The following is a 20,384-nucleotide window of genomic DNA, read 5'->3' on the forward strand; positions in this document are numbered from 1 at the left end:
AAAAAAACATATAAATATTAAAGTAAATTCTCCTCTCGATTTATCTGGTGATATAGCCGCCATAAATCAAATTTCGGTAGTTCCGCAATTACTGGAAGTTGTTTGTCGTACCACTAAAATGGGTTTTGCTGCCATTGCCAGGGTAACAGATGACCGCTGGGTGACCTGTGCCACACATGATCTTATCTCTTTTGGGCTCACTCCCGGAGATGAACTGGACGTTGAAACTACTCTATGCCATGAGGTGCACCAAAACCGAAAGGCTGTGGTTATAGACAACGTGGCTAATGATACAAGCTACTGCAACCATCACACTCCAAAAATTGATGGGTTGCAGAGTTATATTTCGGTGCCGGTGTACAGGAAGAATGGTGAATTTTTTGGAACGCTTTGCGCAATTGATCCCAATCCGCAAGAGATCAATACCCCCGAAATCACCACGATGTTCCAGCTTTATGCCGAGCTTATTTCCTTTCACCTCGATGCCGTAGAAAAAATCAAGCTTAGTGAAGACAATCTAAAGGAAGAGAAGGAAATCGCTCAACTTAGAGATCAATTCATTGCCATTCTTGGGCATGATCTTAAGAACCCTATTGCTACTATGCGAATGAGTGCCGACATTCTCCTTAAAATGTCTAAAGAGGAGTTTACCCTTCGCAATGCTGCCCTTATTAAGTCTACTTCTTACAGAATGCAGGCGCTTATTGAAAATATTCTCGATTTTGCCCGCGGGCAAATGGGAGAAGGCATCATTCTGGAGAAAGAGAAGCACAACAACAGCCTGGAAGAAATGCTGAAGCAGGTTATCAAGGAGATGAAAGTACTGGCTCCCGACAGGGAGATCATCTTTAGCTGCAAGCTTGATCATGAGGTGAACTGTGACAAGAACCGCATTGGGCAACTACTGTCAAACCTGCTGGGAAATGCCCATGAACATGGTAATGCCGAAGCCCTAATTAAGGTGGAGGCCAGCACAAATGATCACCACTTCAAATTAAAAGTATCAAACTCGGGAGAAAAGATCTCTGACGAAGCTTTAACTCACCTTTTTCAGCCTTTCTACCGCGAAGGAGAAGATACCAACAAAAAAGGTTTGGGACTGGGACTTTTTATAGCTTCAGAAATTGCAAAAGCGCACCACGGAGAATTAACAGTATCTTCAAACAAGCAGGAAACTGCTTTTGTATTAGAGATTCCGATCGAATAACTTCCGAAGAAAACAGCCCTTCAAAATGCCATTTTTGAGGCTGAATATTTTTAGACCGGCAGTAATTTCTGCTTCAGGCTGCCAATGTGAATTAGCATCCAATTCTCACTTTCCCGGCTCGCAAGATCATAAAAAATTATAAAGCTTCAACACACCGTGTTAAGTCTTTACTAATCAGCTTGTAAGCAGGCGCAAGTCTTTTTATCTTAGGTAGGTAAAAAGACTTGCTATGAGAAAAAATACGAGATCACAGGCTGTTGCAATCCCTCTTGCGGGGCAACAAAAAATTCTAATTACATTTTTAACCCTTCTACTCTTCAGCCTTACAGCTTTGGCCCAAAAATCTACTGTAAGAACCGATGCAGGTGATGTGCAGGTGCGTAAAATAGTTGAAAATCTTGATCATCCCTGGGGAATGGCATTTTTGCCAGATGGCAGGTTGCTGGTTACAGAAAGAGCAGGAACCCTCCGCATCCTGAAAGACAGCACACTTTCAGAGCCACTTATGGGCACGCCTGAAGTTTTTGCGCAGGGACAGGGCGGAATGCTGGATGTTGCCCTTCATCCCAATTTCCAGGAAAATCAATATATCTACCTCTCTTTTGCTGAACCCGGAAACAACGGTACAGCTTCTACTGCGCTTGGTAGAGGAAAACTTGAGGGAAATACAATCAAAGATTTTGAAACCATCTTCCGCATGGAACCAAAAGTTGAAGGCCCTAATCACTTTGGAGGCCGGATTCTTTTTACTGAAGGAAATGACATTTTTCTCACCCTTGCTGAAAGATTCAAGTTCGAACCGGCTCAGGATCTTTCAAGTCACCTCGGAACCGTGGTAAGACTGGAAGATGATGGAACTGCTTCTGAAGAAAACCCTGCTTTTAATGATGCTAACGCTCTTGCTGAAGTATGGTCTTACGGACATAGAAATATTGAAAGTGCGGCCATTCATCCCGAAACCGGAGCCCTTTGGGTAGCCGAAATGGGCCCCATGGGCGGTGACGAACTGCAACCCGCCAAAGCCGGAAAGAATTATGGCTGGCCGGTGGTGAGCTGGGGAGATAATTATGACGGAACCGAAATCCCCAAACCCACTACCCGTCCCGAATTTGCAGATGCAGTAATTCACTGGACACCCACTATTTCCCCTTCCGGAATGATATTTTACGACGGAGATCTTTTCCCTGAATGGAAGAACAGCATGATGATTGGTGGACTTACTGCTGCCGGAATTGTGCGGGTAGACGTGAACGGTGATAACGCCCAGGAAGTAGAACGCATTCCCCTTACCACCAGAGTGCGTGATGTAGAACAGGGTCCCGATGACAGTATTTGGGTGCTAACAGATGAAGATAACGGAAAGATCCTACAGCTTAAGCCTCTAAAATGAGGATTGCCACCTACAATGTAAATGGAATTAATGCCCGCCTCCCTGTTCTACTGAAATGGCTGGAGGAAACCAAGCCAGATGTGGCCTGCTTTCAGGAATTAAAAGCACCCGATGAGAAAATTCCGAAACAGGAAATAGAGAATGCCGGATATACGGCTATATGGCACGGTCAAAAACGTTGGAATGGCGTGGCCATTCTCGCTAAAAACGGACTTGAAATTGAGGAAACCGGCCGCGGCCTTGCCGGGGAACCCGAAGATGAACAAAGCAGGTATATCGAAGCTGTGATAAATGATACTACCATTGGCTGCCTCTACCTCCCAAATGGAAATCCGGCACCGGGACCAAAGCTCGACTATAAAATGCGCTGGCTTCAACGTCTCTCAAAAAGAGCAAAAGAGCTACTGGATAGTGACGTTGCTGTAGTTCTCACCGGAGATTATAATGTAATACCTACCGAAAAAGATGTTTATAAACCTGAACGATGAATTGATGACGCCCTTTTTCGGCCCGAGGTACGGGAGGCTTTTCATGAGCTCGTAGCACAGGGATGGACAGATGCGATCAGGTAATTATATCCCGAAGAGATCATTTATACCTTCTACGACTACTTCCGGAATGCCTATGAAAGAAACGCCGGATTGCGCATTGACCATTTCCTGCTAAGTCCTCATCTTACCAACAAGCTCAAAGACGGCGGAGTGGACAAGCACGTTCGGGGATGGGAAAAGACCAGTGATCACGTCCCGGTTTGGATTGAACTGTCCGAATAATCAGCTTCTCTTTGAATGTTTCAGTTTTATACCGGCAAGGTTAAGTGAGTTTTATATTCCGAAGAAACTTCAGGAAAAACAGGTGGAAAAAATGCCATTTTTGACACCCATTTCCTAAAAAACCTGCGAAGCGATTGCTTTTATGTTTGAACTTTTCCCCATGGAGTAATAGTGCAACACGGGAATACCTGCAGCAACAAGTTCCTTACTTTGTTCAATACACCATTCAATCCCTACCTGGTGAACCTCTTCATTGTTCTTGCATTTCTCAACCTCTCTGGTAAGGTCGTTGGGCATATCTACATGAAAACGATGCGGTATTAGGGTGAGCTGTTTTTTGGTGGCGATAGGCTTAAGCCCCGGTATTATTGGCACTGTGATCCCACTTTCCCTGCAACTTTTCTCAAATTCAAAGAACTTCTGGTTGTCAAAAAACATCTGGGTCACCACATATTCGGCACCGGCTTCAATTTTAGCTTTAAGCCGCTGAATGTCTTTTTCGAGACTGGGGGCTTCCATGTGCTTTTCGGGGTATCCCGCCACTCCCACGCAAAAATCGGTTTTGTGGCCATTTTCCAAAGCTTCATCAAGGAACTGGCCCCGGTTCATAGCCGAAATTTGCTCTACCAGCTCATTGGCATAGTTGTGACCCTGAGGATCTGGTGTAAAATAGATCTCACTTTTTACCGCATCCCCTCTAAGTGCCATTACGTTCTTGATCCCGAGAAAATCGAGGTCAATCAGGAAGTTTTCGGTGTCTTCTTTAGAGAATCCCCCGCATAAAATATGGGGCACGGCATCTACTTTGTACTTACTCTGTATGGCTGCACAAATACCGACTGTGCCAGGCCTTTTTCGCACCACTCTTTTTTCCAGCAGCCCCTTTGCCCGCTCGATATACACATATTCTTCGCGGTGGTAAGTCACATCAATAAAGGGTGGCTTAAACTCCATTAACGGATCTATACCATCAAAAATTGACTGAATATTTTGCCCTTTTAGAGGGGGCAGGATCTCGAAGGAAAAAAGTGTCTTATTTTTGGAAGCACTTAAGTGTTCTGTAATTTTCATTTCTTGTAATTCTTTAATTTCAGGAGATTTCAGATTTCTTTTTATTCATCGGCGATAGCAGGGCGCAGCCATTTTTGAGCTTCTTCAAAGGTTATGTTTTTCCTTTCAGCAAAATCGGCTACCTGGTCATTGGTGATCTTTCCAACGCCAAAGTAGCGGGCTTCGGGATGCGCGAAATAATATCCACTCACACTGGCTGCGGGCCACATGGCAAGGCTTTCTGTAAGCTTCACCCCTATTTTCTCTTTTACTTTTAAAAGTTCCCAAATGGTGGTCTTTTCAAGATGATCGGGGCAGGCAGGATAACCCGGAGCGGGACGAATACCTTTGTAACTTTCTTTGATCAATTCCTCATTACTCAGGTTCTCGTTGGGGGCATAAGCCCAGTCTTCAGTACGAATTTGCTTGTGCAGATATTCCGCAAATGCTTCTGCAAGACGGTCAGAAAGGGCTTTAATCATGATGGAATTGTACTGGTCGTGCTCTTCTTCGAATTTCTTTGCCAGCTCATCGGTTCCGAAGCCGGTAGTAACACAGAAGCAGCCAATGTAATCCTGAATTCCCGATTCTTTAGGTGCAACAAAATCGGACAGGGCGAAATTTGGCTTCCCCTCATACTTGCTTAATTGCTGCCGAAGGGTCCTAAAAATGACATTTTTGGCACCCGCTTCTTCAGCCTTAACTTCAATATCGTCATCATTTATAGTATTTGCAGGGAAAAGTCCGTAGACCGCTTTGGCCTTTAGCAATTTCTCATCCAGGATCTTAGTGAGCAGTTCGGTGGCATCTTTAAAAAGCGATGTGGCCTGTTCTCCCACCACTTCGTCTGTAAGAATAGCAGGATACTTCCCGTGTAACTCCCAACTTCGGAAAAATGGCGACCAATCGATAAAAGGCAACAGTTTTTTTAGCTCAAAATCTTCAATCACCTGTACCCCTGATTTTTTTGGTTTTGAAATGTCATCGACTTTCCAGGCAATCTGATATTTGTTTTGCCGGGCTTCAGCAATGGTCAAATATTCCTTCACCTTACTTCTTTTTTTAAAGTTCTTTCTGAAGATGTCGTATTCAGCTTTTAATTGAGCTTTATAATGGTCCCGGGTTTTTTCTTTAAGCAGGTCTCCCGCCACTGTGACCGCACGGGAAGCATCATTGACGTGAACCACTGCATTGCTGTACTGGGTATCAATTTTTACTGCCGTATGCGCTTTGGAGGTTGTAGCCCCCCCAATCAACAACGGAATTTTAAATCCCTGTCGCTGCATTTCACTGGCCAAATAAGCCATTTCGTCAAGAGAGGGCGTGATGAGCCCGCTAAGGCCAATGGCGTCAACATTTTCGGCTTTGGCGGTTTCGATAATCTTCTCGGGTGGCACCATTACCCCAAGATCTATGATCTCATAGTTGTTGCAGGCCAGCACCACGCTCACGATATTCTTTCCAATATCGTGCACGTCTCCCTTAACTGTAGCAAGGAGGATTTTTCCAGCGCTTCCGTGGCCCTCTGCCCCCGAAGGGGGAGTTGAAGCTTCCTCCACTATTGAATGCTGAATTTTCAACTGGGCCAAAATATTTTTTAAAACCTCTTCCAGGTTTTTCTCAACATCTGAATTGCTAAACCTAATTACACTGAAACCCTGCTTATTTAGCCATTTTGTGCGCTCTTCATCACTTTTCTTATTTTCTGGGCGCTGATGAATGAGTCCGTCGAGTTCAATGATGAGTCTATGCCTCAAACACAGAAAATCTGCAATGAAAGGCCCGATGATGTGCTGTCTTCTGAATTTATAGCCTTCCAACTTCTTATTGCTTAAAGCCTCCCAAAGAATTTGTTCAGCAGGAGTTGCTTTTTCATACCGCATTTCCCTCGCAAACTTTTTCATGGCAGAATACATCTGTGGATCTGCCGTTTTCCAGTACTCCTCTCCCCTCGGGGAAAGGCCGATCTCCCCCTCTGGGGGTTGGGGGACTGCGGCCTTTTTCTCCTCCTCAATGTACGGCAGCAAATGCGCAACGGCTTTTTTCATAACCCTGGCCGACTTTACTACCTGTGGAAGGAACATTTTTCCGCTTCCGAAGAGATCTCCCACCACATTCATTCCGGTCATTAAAGGTCCTTCTATGACATCTAATGTGCGGGTAGAATTGGCCCTTGCCGCCTCTACATCTTCTACAATATACTCGTCCATACCTTTTACCAGCGCATGGGTAATGCGTTCCTGCAGCGGCTTTTCTCTCCAGGAAAGATCTGTTTTACTTTCTTTTGCTGTACCCACGACGGTTTCGGCGAAGCTTAACAGGCGTTCTGTAGCATCATCCCTGCGATCCAGGATCACATCTTCCACATGCTCCAGCAGATCTTTCGGAATATTATCATACACCTCCAGTAGCGCCGGATTCACAATTCCCATGTTCATTCCGGCTTTAATGGCATAATAGAGGAAAACGGAATGCATGGCCTCGCGAACCGGATCATTCCCGCGGAAAGAGAAAGAGACATTGCTCACTCCGCCACTTAGGCTTGCGTAAGGGAGATTTTCCTTAACCCAGCGAGTAGCTTCAATATAATCTATCGCATTGCGGCGATGCTCTTCCATACCCGTACCCACGGGAAAAACATTGAGATCGAGGATGATATCTTCGGGTGGAAAATTGGCTTTTTGAGTCAGCAGGTCGTAAGAACGCTTTGCGATTTCTATCCGTCGTTCATAATTGTCGGCCTGTCCTGTTTCATCAAAGGCCATTACCACCACAGCCGCTCCATAACGCCTGATCTTCTTTGCATGGTCAAGGAATTCTTCCTCCCCCTCTTTTAAGCTTATTGAATTCACCACACATTTTCCCTGCACCACCTGAAGCCCTGCTTCTATGATTTCCCATTTGGAACTATCGATCATGATTGGGATACGGGCAATATCGGGTTCGGCGACAATGAGGTTTAAGAATTTCACCATAGCTTCTTTCCCGTCTATGAGACCGTCGTCCATATTCACATCAAGGATCTGCGCGCCACCTTCAACCTGATCTCGTGCAACCGAAAGCGCCTCGTCATATTTCTCTTCCTTGATCAACCTCAGGAATTTTTTGGAACCTGCAACATTCGTGCGTTCACCAACGTTGATGAAGTTGGTGTCGGGAGTGACTACCAGTGGCTCCAGGCCCGAAAGTTTTAGATATCGCTCCTGCTTACCTCTCAAAAATGTGCTTTCAGGCGTACTTTTTTCTGCAATCATGATCTATTCGGTTTCAGGTTGAATGAATTCTTTCTGGAATTTTCGTGGTTGGTAATCTTTAGCTACTTCAGCAATAGCTTTGATGTGTTTTGGAGTAGTTCCGCAGCAACCTCCAAGGATATTTACGAGACCACGGGACAGATATTCCTTTATTTGCTCTGCCATTTCACGGGGGCTTTGATCATATTCACCAAAAGCATTAGGCAGCCCAGCATTGGGGTAAGCCGAGACTCCAAAATCGCTTTTTCGAGCCAGGACTTCCAGGTGCGGGGTGAGTTGTTTGGCCCCCAGTGCACAATTAAAGCCGACGCTGAGTAAAGGAATATGAGAAATGGAAATGAGAAAAGCTTCGGCTGTTTGTCCGCTCAAAGTGCGACCAGAAGCATCGGTAATAGTCCCGCTTATCATCACCGGGATGTCCAGAGAAAGTTCTTCTTTAAGTTCTTCAATGGCGAAAAGGGCTGCTTTGGCGTTAAGGGTATCAAAAACCGTCTCTACCAGGAGCACATCCACTCCCCCGTCAATCAATGCTTTTGCCTGTTCTTTGTAAGCAGCCGACAATTCAGAAAAAGAAATTGCTCTAAAGCCGGGATCATTAACATCTGGCGACATGCTGGCGGTTTTATTGGTGGGGCCAATAGCACCGGCAACAAAACGAGGTTTTTCAGGATTTTCCAGGGTCACTTCCCTGGCCACTTCTTTGGCAATACGTGCAGATTCATAATTCAACTCATAAACCAGCTCCTGCATTTGATAATCGGCCATGGCGATGCTGGTTCCCGAGAAGGTGTTGGTTTCAACAATATCTGCCCCGGCATCGAAGTACTTGCGGTGGATTTGGGCAATAGCTGCCGGCTGAGTTATAGAAAGGAGATCATTGTTTCCTTTTAGAGAAACTGGCCAGTCCACAAAGCGACTTCCACGGAAATCTTCTTCGGTGAATTTATATTCCTGCAACATGGTACCCATGGCACCGTCGAGGATCAATATTTTTTGTGAGAGTAACTCTTCTATTTTTGACATTTATTTGCACGATAACGCTATCAAAAAAGAAGACGGAAAAGAATTCTTAGTTATCTATCCACACGGGGTGGTAGAAGGTAGCACCTTCTCCAAAGGAGGGTTGCTAAGGTTTCACAGGGTCTAATCCCTCAACCTTTCTTGATAACAGTTTAATAAAAAATGAACTAAGGCAAAGATATCTATTAAAGCGGGAAATCCAAATCATACTAAAGGGAAAAGAGACAGGAGTCAGGAGTTAGGAAATAAGTGGCCTAATTACAGAATTAAAACCCTATCTCTTAATAGGTTAATGAGAGAACAAAAAGTTCTTCCTTCAAAAAATCAAATTTCTTGTTCAATATTTAAAAAAGCTTTTTATATTTGCAACCGCTAAGGAGAAATGGCAGTCCCGATAACTATTGGGGAGGTGCAATACTCCTGAAACGACCGGAGAAATGGCAGAGTGGTCGATTGCGGCAGTCTTGAAAACTGTTGAGGGTAACACCTCCGGGGGTTCGAATCCCTCTTTCTCCGCTGATTAAATTTCAAATTTTAGTAAAAAGCCCGAAAACACTGAGTTTTCGGGCTTTTTCTTTTTCGATAATATCAAATTGTATTATCTAAAATGAAGGATCAAGAACAATAGTTGTGGACTAGCTAAATAATGTAGTTAATCTGTACAGGAAAAATTCTACATTTTTCACTCCTCTAAATTGACTTCTAAAAGCTTTAATTTTTGCATTGAATGATTCTGCTGAAGCATTTGTGCTTCTATTTTTAAAGTAGTTTAAGATCGATCTGTAGTTGAGCCTTATTGTTGTTGCAACGGTGTTAAATGATTTAAATCCAGATTCTTCTACTTCTTTGTACCAATGGGCTAATCTTGTATATCCTGCTTCAATAGATTTTGTCTGGTTAAATACATTTCTAAGGCTATTGACAAGTGCATAGGCTTTATCAATGTCTGTATATTCATGGAACAAGATTTTAGCTCTTTTAGATTGACTTTCTGTCCATTTCGATGGAGCTTTGTATAGCAAATATCTACTCCTGGCCAATAACTGTTTCCTGGTATCTCCATTGGTAAAGGTCTCTGGAGTATAACTTTGGCCTTTTAATTTTTTCTTCTGTATCTGCTCGTTTTCATAATCAATTGCTTCCCATCGATGCTTGATCCGGAGGTTCTGAAGGGCTTCAATAGCCAGCTTCTGGACGTGGAATCGATCTGTGACTTGTATTGCTTTTGGAAAACATTTCTGCACGATAAGCTTCATGGAATGAGCCATATCTAAGCTTATCTCCTTCACTTTATTGCGTTGAGAAGAAGGGATCTTTAGTAATTGCTCAATGATAGCTTCAGCTTTAGTACCGGCAATAATAGCTACAAGTGCTCCTTTTTTACCTTTAGCCTTCTTATTGGTGATGATCGTGTAGAGCTCTCCTTTGGATAGAGCAGTCTCATCAATGGAGAGGTAAGGTCCCATATTCTCTGGAAAGATAAGCCACTTTCTGGCGTGCTTCTTTTGTTTCCACTGTCTGAAGTCGCTTAAATAATCCTTGTATTGCCGCTGCAATTTCTTTCCATTGACACTGTAGAAGCTACCAATAGTATGGCAGTCAGAAGCCTTAGTATCGACTAATCTCTTTTAAAAAAGCAGCGAACTCGTTGGTCATACGTGTTCCCTGTGCTACTAAGTTCCAGTCTCTTTGCACTACCTGTCCGGTATCTTTATCCAGCCATCGACGGCGTTTCAAATGAAGATAAACGGTGTTTCCCCGGAGCGGAAAGTCTTGAATAGTAATTTCTTTGTGGAAACCTTTAGATACTAAAATCTTGGAAGAATGTTCGTGAGGAGGGATATTGCGTTCTTCAAAATAAAGATGAAGTACTTCTTTTTCTTTTCTACTCTTTACTAAGTCAAAATTCTCCACCAAGAATTGTGGAAGTACAAGCTTAATCAGATCCAGGTAATTATTATCCACCTACAGTAATTTTTCTGCAAAGATCGAGATTTACTCCAATTCCTCCACAACATTTAGGAATGATCCCATATTACATACAGTAAAATATACTACTTTTGATCCAATACAATATCAAAATTGTTAGTTATGGACTCAAGTTTTTTTCACATTTTTTATCTCCGAGGTAGTAATAAAGAATCAACCGCATCAATATACCTTCGGGTTACTATAAATGGCAAGCGAGCTGCTATGAGTTTAAACAGGAAAATCCTGGTGCAATCCTGGAACTCTTCAGCTGGAAGAGCAAATGGCAATTCTTCAGAGGCTAAATTGCTTAATAGATATCTTTCCAAAGTTGAAAACGATCTCTTTAAAACACATCAAAATTTACTCGAAAAAATGAGAATTTTTCGGCAAATGATTTAGTGAATACCTTATTAGGCAAAGACATTCCATCTACTACACCCAAAATGTTACTACAAATTTTCCAGGAACATAATGATCGTGTAAATAAACTCATAGGGAAAGACTTTGCTTCCGGAACGGCTGAAAGGTATAGAACAGCAAAAAAACATGTTGAGGATTATATTAAAAAAGAATATAAGGCTTCGGATATTCCCGTAAAGGATGTTGATCACAGATTCATTTCAGGATTGGAGTATTATTTAAAGACAGAAAGGAATTGCGCTCATAATTCAGCTATAAAATATATTACTAATTTTAAAAAGATTATCAGGATTGCCTATGCCAACGAATGGATCAGTAGAGACCCATTCAACAACTGGAAGGGAAGACTAAAAGTCGTTGACCGCGAATTTCTTACAAAAGATGAACTTCAGGTCATGATAGAAAAAGAAATTAACAACGATAGATTAAGCTTAGTAAAAGATATATTCCTATTCTGCTGCTTTACAGGACTGGCCTATGCCGATGTAAAGAAACTTTCAGAAAAAGAGGTAGTAGTGGGAATTGACGGAAACAAGTGGATAAAAATGAACCGCACAAAGACGAAAACCCGAAGTAGTATTCCGATTCTTCCTACTGCAGAAGCCATCCTCGAGAAGTATTCCTCCCATCCTGATGTCAATTATAAAAGGCTCCTTCCAGTATTGAGTAACCAAAAGATGAATGCCTACATCAAAGAAATCGGAGATCTTTGTGGAATTAATAAAAACCTTACTTTTCACCTAGCCCGGCATACTTTTGCCACAACTGTAACCTTATCCAATGGGGTACCTATAGAAAGTGTAAGTAAGATGCTTGGTCACAAAAATCTTCAGACCACTCAGCACTATACAAAAATTTTGGATAGAAAAATTAGTGATGATATGGCTGCTCTAAGAGAAAGGTTAGGTTCCAATATACCAACCATGAATTAATTATGTAAAAGTTATTAGTTGAATGAGTAACCACCCGAAAGATAAATCTCGATAACCTCTGAAGATCATGAAGCTTTTTGGAAGACATCTTTTTAATGTACCTAAGCCTTTTGCTTATCTTTTTTTATACTTTTGAAGAGTGAATATTTTGGCAATCATATTATCCATGTATTTCCTGGGGCTAAATTTCATACCCTGTGATGACACAGCTGTATCCGAAAGTCGAGATACTATCTCCGTGAGTGTGGAATTAAACCAGGATCAGAAAGGAGATCAGCATGGAACTTCTGACGAATGTCCTCCTTTTTGCCAATGTCACTGCTGCCATGTGCATGTGGTGAGATTCGAAACAGATACCTTCGAAGTATTTGAGCCCAATATACCTTTTTTGACCCCTCTATTTGGCGAGAGTGCAGGCAAGGAAATTGCCTTTTCTCACTTCCAGCCTCCCCGTATTTAATTCAGTTTTAGGATAGCTATATCCTGTGGTCACTGGCTCCGGCCAGAGAATTTATTACAAACTGAATTAAATTATCATGTATGATTAATAAGATCATTGATTTTTCGATCAATAATAAATTCATTATTGGTCTCTTAACAGTGATGCTCATTGGCGCAGGGATCTGGAGCGTTTTTCAGGTTCCGGTAGATGCCCAACCAGACATCACAAATAACCAGGTGCAGGTGATCACCCAGGCACCTAATTTAGGAACTGAAGACATCGAGCAGTTCGTCACCTACCCCGTGGAAATCGCTATGAGTAATTTGCCGGGCGTTACAGAAATACGCTCAGTTTCCAGGTTCGGACTTTCCGTAGTAACTATTGTCTTTGAAGATGAAATGGGTACTTATCTCCCCAGGCAGTTAGTAGGTGAAAAACTGAATGCTGTAAAAGATGAAATTCCGGAAGGATTTGGACAACCTTCTATGGGACCTATTTCTACTGGACTGGGGGAAATTTATCAGTATACCCTCGAAGTAGAAGAGGAATTCAAGGATGACTACTCCCCTACTGAGCTGAGAACGATTCAGGATTGGATTGTACGCCGACAAATGGCCATGGTACCAGGAGTTGTTGAGGTGAATGGTGTTGGCGGAAGGATAAAGCAATATGAAGTTGCTGTAGATCCGGACGAACTAAAAGCTATTGGACTTTCCATTTCTGATGTTTTTATCGCCCTTAAAAACAACAATCAGAATACCGGTGGGGCTTATATCGAAAAGAATCATCAGGCAAACTTCATTCGGGCCGAGGGACTTGCCAGAAGTGTGGAGGATCTGGAGAAGATTCTCGTTACCACTTCCGGTGGAGTGCCTATAACCGTTTCAGATGTAGCTGATGTTCGAATAGGAAGTGCCGTACGTTATGGAGCACTGACAAAAAATGGACAGGGAGAAGCCGTTGGCGGAATGGTCATGATGCTGAAAGGAGCCAATTCCAATGAGGTAATCGACAATGTAAAAGACAGGATCGAGCAGGTTCAGAAATCCCTTCCTGAAGGTATTTCCATAAAGCCATTTTTGGATAGAAGTGAACTTATTAGTGACACTACTTCCACAGTTACAAAAAACCTGCTCGAAGGAGGTCTGATCGTAATCTTTGTTCTGGTGCTGCTCCTGGGGAACTGGCGGGGAGGATTAATTGTGGCTTCTACAATTCCCCTCTCCCTCCTGTTTGCTTTCATTCTTATGAACCTTTTCGACGTCTGGGCAAACCTGATGAGCCTGGGGGCAATAGATTTTGGGATCATTGTGGATGGAGCCGTAATCATTGTAGAAAGTACCGTTTTTACAATTCATCAGCGCATGAAGAAAAAGGGCGAATTAAACAAGACCGAGAGAAATTCCATCGCCTCCTCTTCTGCAAAAAAGATGATGAATTCTGCCTTTTTTGGGCAGCTTATAATACTCATTGTTTTTCTGCCAATACTGGCCCTTGAAGGAGTTGAAGGGAAGATGTTCAGGCCAATGGCACTCACCTTCATTTTTGCCATGCTGGGTGCGATGATCTTGTGCTTGACTTATGTTCCTATGATCTCTGCTCTCTTTCTTAAGGAGAGTAAAAAACGTAAAAAATCCTATGGTGACAAATTTGTGGTTTGGGTTCAGGATAAATATGAACCCTTATTAAATAAATCCCTGAAAAGAGGTAAGATTATTTTGGGCATTGCCATAGCCCTATTTGCTTTGGCTGCGTTCATGTTCACAAAAATGGGAGGAGAATTTATTCCGCAGCTCGATGAAGGGGATATAGCTTTTCACATTATCCTTAAACCGGGAAGTTCTCTTGATGAAGGAATCGCAACCTCTACAAGAATAGAACAGCTTCTCCTGGACGAGTATCCGGAAATAGAACAGGTAGTCACTCGTTTCGGAGTTTCTGATGTGCCAACAGATCCTATGCCAATGGATATTGGAGACAGCTTTATTATTCTAAAGGATAAAGATGAGTGGACCTCTGCCGATTCAAAAGATGAACTTATTGCAAAGATTAAAGAAACAATAGAAATTATTCCCGGAGTTAGCTATGAATTCACCCAACCTGTCGAAATGAGGTTCAACGAACTTCTTACAGGAGTGCGGGAAGATGTTGCAGTTAAACTATATGGTGAAGATTTGGATGTCCTGGCAAGAAAAGCGCAGGAGATGGGCAATATAATTTCTACAGTAGAAGGAGTTGCCGATATGAAAGTAGAGGCTATAGCGGGTTTACCTCAAATTACAGTCAACTACAACAGGAATAAAACTGCCCAATACGGTTTACAAATCAAGGAGTTGAATTCCCTTATCCAATCCGCTTTTGCAGGCGGGGATGCAGGAGTCATTTTTGAAGGAGAAAGGCGGTTTGACCTGGTAGTACGATTACAGGAAGAGGAGAGAACAAGCATTGAAAATATTAGGAATCTCTATGTCACCCTGCCTTCAGGTAGCCAGATCCCGCTGAAAGAAGTGGCTAAAATAAGTTATCAGCCCGGCCCGATGCAGATCAGTAGAGATAACACAAACCGCCGTACTTATGTGGGAGTTAATATCCGGAATCGTGATGTAAAGTCTGTAGTGGAAGATATACAAACCAAACTGGATGCTGAGTTTGAACTACCACCCGGCTACTACATTCGCTATGGCGGAGCCTTTGAAAATTTTGAAAGAGCAAGTAAGAGACTTCAAATTGTTGTCCCTATTGCCTTGCTCCTCATCTTCATCCTGATCTATTTTGCTTTAAAATCGTTTAAACAAACCACCATGATCTACATAGCCATTCCACTTGCAGCTATTGGCGGGATATTTTCTTTATGGCTGCGGGATATGCCTTTTAGCATATCTGCCGGGGTAGGTTTCATCGTCTTATTTGGAGTGGCAGTCTTAAATGGTCTTGTACTTATTAGCAGTTTCAATGAATTAAAAGAAGAAGGTGTGAAAAATCTAAATGAAAGAATCAGTCTTGGAACAAGAAGCAGAATCCGACCTATTTTGCTTACGGCTCTTACCGATGTGCTTGGTTTCCTGCCTATGGCTATCTCCAGCTCTGCCGGAGCAGAAGTGCAACGACCGCTGGCAACTGTAGTTATAGGGGGATTGATCACTTCTACCCTGCTCACATTGTTTATTCTGCCTATTCTCTATAAATGGGTCGAATCCAGGTCAGGCAGGATGAAATTTAAACCCACAACAGGTGGTTCTTTTGCATTAATTCTTGTCCTGTTGCTTTTACCTTCCGGTTTGAATGCTCAGACAACTGAATGGTCTCCGCAGGTAAGTCAGGAGGAAGCCGTTGCCCTGGCTCTTCAGAATTACCCACTTCTAAAAAATGAAAAGTTGAGAATTAACCAGAAGCAGGCAATGAAAAGATCCGCATGGGATCTCGGGGAAACCGAAGTATTTACAGGTGGAGAAGAGCTTGGAGAAGCCGGCGGAATATACACCATGATAGGCGTTCAACAGATAGGGATAGATTTACTGGGCATACCTTCTAAAAATAAGCTCTACAATAAAAGGATCGCGCTTGCCGAAGAAGCCTATGAGCTGTCTCAACTTCAGGTGGCACAGGAGGTGAAAATTGCCTGGAGTCGGACCTTTTCAGCAAAACAGCAGTATCTGTTATTCCAGGAACTGGATTCCCTGTACAAAAAGTTAGACCAGGCAGTGAATCTTCGGTATGAGGTAGAGGCAATTTCAAGATTAGAGATGCTGACAGCCAAAAATAGGATCCATCAAATATGGATTGATTTGCAACAGGCTGAAATGGAGTATTTGACAGCACTGCAAAAGCTGAACCTTTGGCTGGGAGGTGAAGAAGCTTATGATGTTCCGGATGATTTAAATGACCTTTGGGAGAATGAAATTTTCCTTACCGGAGATCTGCCTGCGGATCATCCTCTTTTAGAAGTTCCTAAAAAGAAGATTGCAGTAGCAGAAGCTGCTTATGCTGCAGAAAAGGCTAATTTCCTTCCTGATATTAGTGTTCAGTACGGACTTCAAAAAGTAAATGGAGCAACCGGTTTTTATAATTATCAGGCCGGTATATCTATTCCAATTCTTTCCGGAGCTACATACGGCCAGGCTAAAGCGGCAAAAATAGAAAAGGAAATTGCACAAAGGACTGCCGATTTTCAGAAAGACCAGATAAAATCTGATTTTGAAGTTGCCTTGAGAAACTATAAGCGATGGAAATCTTCCTGGCTATTTTACAGGGATGAAGTCCTTCCCCTGCTGAAGGAACAACGGGAGGGTTCATTACTTGCCTTTAATGAAGGTGCCATAGAATATGTGGCTTTTATTCAGAATTTAGACAATGCAATGGAGTCCGAAACTAAAGCGCTCGAGGCTTTTGAGAATTACCAGATAGCCCTTGCAGAATTACAATTTTACCTAACAGGAAAAAACTAAAAAAATGAAATTTCAAACAAAATATATACTTCCGTTTCTCCTCCTATTGTCTTGTGGGGAAAATGCTGAAAAAGAAGGGAATCAGAAAGAAGAAGCCGGTGAACCTGCTAAAACAGAAGCCGTCAAGGAAGCTATGCTTTCACAGCAGCAGTTCGATGTACTGGATATGCAAATTGATAGCCTTACAACGAGGTTAATGAGCGGTTACGTACAGGCAAATGGAGAGCTGGAAGTCCCTCCTCAGAGTGAAGCCACAGTTACTCCTGTTATTGGAGGTAACGTATCGTCAATAACAGTGATCGAAGGAGATGAAGTTGAGCGTGGAGATGTACTGGCATACATTGAACACCCGGAGATCATTGAGGTCCAAACGCAGTATATCAATGCCTTAAACAGTCTGAATTATCAGGAAAAAGAATTTCAAAGACAAAAGAAATTATACGAAGCCGGAGTGGGTTCCGGGCAAATTTTCCAACGTGCCGAGGCAGAACTGGAAAGTCTTAAAGGACAGGTGGCAGGGCTTAAGGCCCAACTGCAACAATTAAATATTAATCCTGAAACTATTCGAAATGGAAATATTCAGCAAAGGATCCCGGTAAGAAGCCCCATAGATGGTGCTGTACAAGCGGTCAACATCAAAACAGGTCAATTTGTACAGTCGCAGATTGAAATGTTCCATATCATCAATACGAAAGATGTTCATGTAGACCTCATGGTCTTTGAAAAAGATGTTGCCAAAGTAGAGAAAGGACAGAAAGTATTTTTTACAATCGAATCATTACCCGGAACTGAATTAACTGCGGAAATCATTTCTGTAAGCAAGAACTTTGAACTGGAACCCAAAGCCGTGCATGTACATGCAGAAATCATCGACAGGCCAGAAAACCTAGTGCCGGGTATGTATGTAAGAGGACGAATTGCGGTCGACAACCAACAAACAACTGCATTACCCGAATCTGCCATAGTTAGAGAAGGAGGTAAATTTTATGCTTTTACGGCAGAAGAGGAAGGAGATACATGGAGCTTTAGACCTGTAGAAGTTACTACAGGCTCTGATAAAGGTGAATGGGTTGAAATAACTTTATTACAAGATCTGCCGGGAGATACGAGATTTGCCCATAATAACGCGTATTATCTCATGGCTGAAATGCAGAAAGGCGAAGGCGGGCACGCCCATTGATTTTGAGAGCTATAGAAATCTTTTAGAAGAAGAACAGGTAAGGCCAACCGGGATGCGTATGTCACTTTTAAGTTTTTGACACAAAAGCAAGTGGCCTTAACTTTGGCTGATATGCTCTTTTTATCGTTTTAAAATCTAATTTAGAAAGGCCTTAAAAAAAGAATTTTGACACTATCCCGTAAAGTGTGTAAGTTTTAAATAAAGGGGTTTGACTTTTTATCTAAAGTTGAACCCTTTCTTCGTATATAGTCAAGAACTGATTGAGGACGATTCCCCAATTTCTAATGGGCATAGACCATTTTTTGGTTGCTTCCCTCAGAGCCAAATATACAGATTTCATTACAGCATCATCGGTTGGGAAGGATAATTTGTTTTTAGTGTACTTTCTGATCTTACCATTCAGGTTCTCAATAAGATTGGTGGTGTAAATGATTCGCCTGATCTCCAGCGGGAACTCATAAAAGACGGTAAGGTCTTCCCAGTTGTCCCTCCAGCTTTTTATCGCATAAGAATACTTAGAGTTCCATTGGGTGGATATTCAGGACTAAGCTGACCCCTCTGAAGATCACCTTTTAGGTATCTGTCATTCCGGCGGATGCTGACCCCTTTAGAAAATAAAAAAAGCTGGCTGGAAAAATTATTCAGGAGCATGTTGACCCCTCTGTGAATTTATTCCGGAGCATATTGACCCCCCAGCTTTTTGTATTGGTTTTGGTTTATTTGATGGATACCATCAAAAGATAAGTAATGGCCGGAAAACCAAAACGAATGAGTCAGGTAAAGCAAATACTTCGTATGCACAAACAGGGCAAGGGCATAAAAACCATTGCCAGGACCCTCTCGATCAGCAAGAATACTGTAAAAGGATATATTAAAAAGGCACGTGCAGGCAATCTTTCAATTGAAGCTCTATTGGCCATGGAAGACCCAGTACTGGAAGGGAAAATATGGCCCGGAAACCCAGCTTACAAAGATGAGCGCTACGAGCATCTTAAGACACAGCTGGAATACTACAGCAAAGAACTTAAAAAAGTAGGTGTTACCCGGCAGTTGCTCTGGGAAGAGTATAAAACTGGAAACCTTCATCCATATAGCTACGGCCAGTTCTGCTGGCACCTCCAGCAATACCTGCGTAGCGGGAAACCCTCCATGGTATTGGACCATAAGCCTGGGGATAAACTTTTTATTGATTACGCCGGAAAGACTTTATCTTATATTAATAGAGATACCGGGGAAGAGATCGAAGTTCAGGTGTTTGTAGCTTGCTTGCCGTATTCCGATTACTGTTTTGCCCTGGCGGTGCCCAGTCAGAAACTTGAAGATTTTATTTATGCACTTGGCTGTTGTTTAAAAGATCTTGGCGGGGTTCCCCAAACCTTGGTTCCGGATAACCTAAAATCGGCAGTAATAAAAGCCAATCCCTATGAGCCTGAACTCAATCGTGCCCTGGAAGATTTTGCCAACCATTATGGCACTTCTGTTACCCCGGCACGTCCCAGAAGACCTCAGGACAAAGGTTTAGTGGAGAACCAGGTGAAGCTGATCTACAGCCGGGTATATGCCAAGCTTCGCAAGCTCACTTTCTTTGACCTTCCTTCTTTGAACAAAGCCATTGCCCAAAAGGTCAGGGAGCATAACCAGACCCGGATGCAGCAGAAGGATTACTGTAGGGAAGAAAAGTTCCTGGCTGATGAAAAACATACCCTGCAGCCTTTATCGGAAACAGCCTTCGAGATCAAATATTACAGGGAACATAAAGTGGCCAAGAACAATCATATTTACCTGGGAATGGACAAACACTATTACAGCGTTCCCTATACCTACATTGGCATGAAGGTCAAGGTAATCTACACCCGGTCGCTGGTGAGGATCTACCATAAAGCAGGCCTTATTGCCACGCATCCCAGGAACCACAAAAAAGCAGGTTATACCACCCGGAAGGAACACCTGTGTTCCCACCACCAGTATTATAAAGAGCGTAGCCCCACATATTACCTGCAGCGTGGGTATAACCACTCTGAAAAACTTTACCGGTACATGGAAGCTTTGTTCAAACAGGACAAATACCCCGAGCAGCTTTACAAAACCTGTGATGGCATACTGAACTTGTCCCGGAAAACTAATCGCGATATTTTTATTAAAGCCTGCAGCATTGCCCTGGACCATGGGCAGTACTCTTACCGGTTCTTAAAGCAGGTCCTGGAGAACCGGATGACTGACTATCAGGAGGAACCACAGGTAAAGTCCCTGCCCACTCATGGGAATATCCGCGGGGCTTCTTTTTATAAATAAGTAACTAT

General features: G+C 42.7%; 14 protein-coding genes, 1 tRNA gene, 1 pseudogene and 1 riboswitch. Of the genes and pseudogenes, 10 read left to right on the forward strand and 6 right to left on the reverse strand.

Annotation, left to right across the window (positions count from 1 at the left end; genetic code table 11):
• The first annotated feature begins 70 nt into the window (after nucleotides 1-70).
• The 3 genes from V5739_RS01230 to V5739_RS01240 all read left to right on the forward strand — a co-directional run bounded on the left by V5739_RS01230 (nucleotide 71) and on the right by V5739_RS01240 (nucleotide 3,085).
• Nucleotides 71-1,207: a GAF domain-containing sensor histidine kinase gene (locus V5739_RS01230; RefSeq protein ID WP_423820428.1), complete on the forward strand. Its 1,137-nt coding sequence runs from the start codon at nucleotides 71-73 to the stop codon at nucleotides 1,205-1,207.
• A gap of 229 nt (nucleotides 1,208-1,436) precedes the next feature.
• Nucleotides 1,437-2,597, forward strand: a complete 1,161-nt coding sequence (locus V5739_RS01235) for a PQQ-dependent sugar dehydrogenase (protein ID WP_423819336.1) — start codon at nucleotides 1,437-1,439, stop codon at nucleotides 2,595-2,597.
• On the forward strand, nucleotides 2,594-3,085 hold the full coding sequence (locus tag V5739_RS01240) for an exodeoxyribonuclease III (protein ID WP_423819337.1): 492 nt from the start codon (nucleotides 2,594-2,596) through the stop codon (nucleotides 3,083-3,085). The genes V5739_RS01235 and V5739_RS01240 overlap by 4 nt, the downstream gene beginning before the upstream one ends.
• 399 nt (nucleotides 3,086-3,484) lie before the next feature.
• Here V5739_RS01240 and metF read toward each other — a convergent pair whose 3' ends face one another.
• The 3 genes from metF to V5739_RS01255 are packed head-to-tail and all read right to left on the reverse strand — an operon-like array spanning nucleotide 3,485 to nucleotide 8,697.
• The gene (gene metF, locus V5739_RS01245) at nucleotides 3,485-4,441 is read right to left on the reverse strand and encodes a methylenetetrahydrofolate reductase [NAD(P)H] (protein ID WP_423819338.1); all 957 of its coding nucleotides are present in this window, start codon (nucleotides 4,439-4,441) and stop codon (nucleotides 3,485-3,487) included.
• A gap of 41 nt (nucleotides 4,442-4,482) precedes the next feature.
• Complete coding sequence (locus V5739_RS01250; RefSeq protein ID WP_423819339.1) at nucleotides 4,483-7,674, reverse strand: vitamin B12 dependent-methionine synthase activation domain-containing protein; 3,192 nt, start codon at nucleotides 7,672-7,674, stop codon at nucleotides 4,483-4,485.
• Nucleotides 7,675-7,677: 3 nt separating this feature from the next.
• A complete protein-coding gene (locus V5739_RS01255; protein ID WP_423819340.1) occupies nucleotides 7,678-8,697 on the reverse strand; it encodes a homocysteine S-methyltransferase family protein in 1,020 nt (339 codons plus the stop codon).
• Nucleotides 8,698-8,744: 47 nt separating this feature from the next.
• Nucleotides 8,745-8,845: riboswitch (SAM riboswitch) on the reverse strand.
• 280 nt (nucleotides 8,846-9,125) lie between these two features.
• Here V5739_RS01255 and V5739_RS01260 point away from each other — a divergent pair.
• Nucleotides 9,126-9,210: transfer RNA gene (locus tag V5739_RS01260), tRNA-Ser, on the forward strand.
• Nucleotides 9,211-9,329: 119 nt separating this feature from the next.
• On the opposite strand, the gene V5739_RS01265 is transcribed toward V5739_RS01260, so the two are convergent.
• On the reverse strand, nucleotides 9,330-10,283 hold the full coding sequence (locus V5739_RS01265) for an ISAon1 family transposase (protein WP_423820429.1): 954 nt from the start codon (nucleotides 10,281-10,283) through the stop codon (nucleotides 9,330-9,332).
• 19 nt (nucleotides 10,284-10,302) lie between these two features.
• Nucleotides 10,303-10,659, reverse strand: a complete 357-nt coding sequence (locus V5739_RS01270) for an ISAon1 family transposase N-terminal region protein (RefSeq protein WP_423819153.1) — start codon at nucleotides 10,657-10,659, stop codon at nucleotides 10,303-10,305.
• A 126-nt stretch (nucleotides 10,660-10,785) separates the two neighbouring features.
• Here V5739_RS01270 and V5739_RS01275 point away from each other — a divergent pair, with 126 nt between their 5' ends.
• The 5 genes from V5739_RS01275 (at nucleotide 10,786) to V5739_RS01295 (ending at nucleotide 18,084) form a co-directional block, all read left to right on the forward strand.
• The gene (locus V5739_RS01275; protein WP_423819341.1) at nucleotides 10,786-11,064 is read left to right on the forward strand and encodes an Arm DNA-binding domain-containing protein; all 279 of its coding nucleotides are present in this window, start codon (nucleotides 10,786-10,788) and stop codon (nucleotides 11,062-11,064) included.
• Nucleotides 11,064-12,017, forward strand: coding sequence for a site-specific integrase (locus V5739_RS01280; protein WP_423819342.1), 954 nt, complete (start codon nucleotides 11,064-11,066; stop codon nucleotides 12,015-12,017). The genes V5739_RS01275 and V5739_RS01280 overlap by 1 nt, the downstream gene beginning before the upstream one ends.
• A 139-nt stretch (nucleotides 12,018-12,156) precedes the next feature.
• A complete protein-coding gene (locus tag V5739_RS01285) occupies nucleotides 12,157-12,477 on the forward strand; it encodes a DUF6660 family protein (RefSeq protein ID WP_423819343.1) in 321 nt (106 codons plus the stop codon).
• 80 nt (nucleotides 12,478-12,557) lie between these two features.
• Complete coding sequence (locus V5739_RS01290; protein ID WP_423819344.1) at nucleotides 12,558-16,904, forward strand: CusA/CzcA family heavy metal efflux RND transporter; 4,347 nt, start codon at nucleotides 12,558-12,560, stop codon at nucleotides 16,902-16,904.
• A gap of 4 nt (nucleotides 16,905-16,908) precedes the next feature.
• Nucleotides 16,909-18,084 (forward strand): efflux RND transporter periplasmic adaptor subunit, encoded by a 1,176-nt coding sequence (locus tag V5739_RS01295; protein WP_423819345.1) that lies wholly within the window; start codon nucleotides 16,909-16,911, stop codon nucleotides 18,082-18,084.
• A gap of 220 nt (nucleotides 18,085-18,304) precedes the next feature.
• Here V5739_RS01295 and V5739_RS01300 read toward each other — a convergent pair.
• Nucleotides 18,305-18,613 (reverse strand): annotated as a pseudogene (locus V5739_RS01300) (transposase); the annotation flags it as partial.
• A 239-nt stretch (nucleotides 18,614-18,852) separates the two neighbouring features.
• Between V5739_RS01300 and istA the strand changes: the two are divergent.
• Nucleotides 18,853-20,376, forward strand: a complete 1,524-nt coding sequence (istA, locus tag V5739_RS01305) for an IS21 family transposase (RefSeq protein WP_423819162.1) — start codon at nucleotides 18,853-18,855, stop codon at nucleotides 20,374-20,376.
• The last annotated feature ends 8 nt before the right edge of the window (nucleotides 20,377-20,384 follow it).

Source organism: Salinimicrobium sp. TIG7-5_MAKvit (genome assembly GCF_049569215.1).
Lineage (GTDB): Bacteria > Bacteroidota > Bacteroidia > Flavobacteriales > Flavobacteriaceae > Salinimicrobium > Salinimicrobium profundisediminis.

Coding starts and splice junctions, on each gene's coding strand:
- V5739_RS01240 (WP_423819337.1), top strand. CDS start 2,594: ATGAGGATTGCCACCTACAATGTAAATGGAATTAATGCCCGCCTCCCT.
- V5739_RS01295 (WP_423819345.1), top strand. CDS start 16,909: ATGAAATTTCAAACAAAATATATACTTCCGTTTCTCCTCCTATTGTCT.
- V5739_RS01290 (WP_423819344.1), top strand. CDS start 12,558: ATGATTAATAAGATCATTGATTTTTCGATCAATAATAAATTCATTATT.
- metF (WP_423819338.1), bottom strand. CDS start 4,441: ATGAAAATTACAGAACACTTAAGTGCTTCCAAAAATAAGACACTTTTT.
- V5739_RS01275 (WP_423819341.1), top strand. CDS start 10,786: ATGGACTCAAGTTTTTTTCACATTTTTTATCTCCGAGGTAGTAATAAA.
- istA (WP_423819162.1), top strand. CDS start 18,853: ATGAGTCAGGTAAAGCAAATACTTCGTATGCACAAACAGGGCAAGGGC.
- V5739_RS01255 (WP_423819340.1), bottom strand. CDS start 8,697: ATGTCAAAAATAGAAGAGTTACTCTCACAAAAAATATTGATCCTCGAC.
- V5739_RS01250 (WP_423819339.1), bottom strand. CDS start 7,674: ATGATTGCAGAAAAAAGTACGCCTGAAAGCACATTTTTGAGAGGTAAG.
- V5739_RS01235 (WP_423819336.1), top strand. CDS start 1,437: ATGAGAAAAAATACGAGATCACAGGCTGTTGCAATCCCTCTTGCGGGG.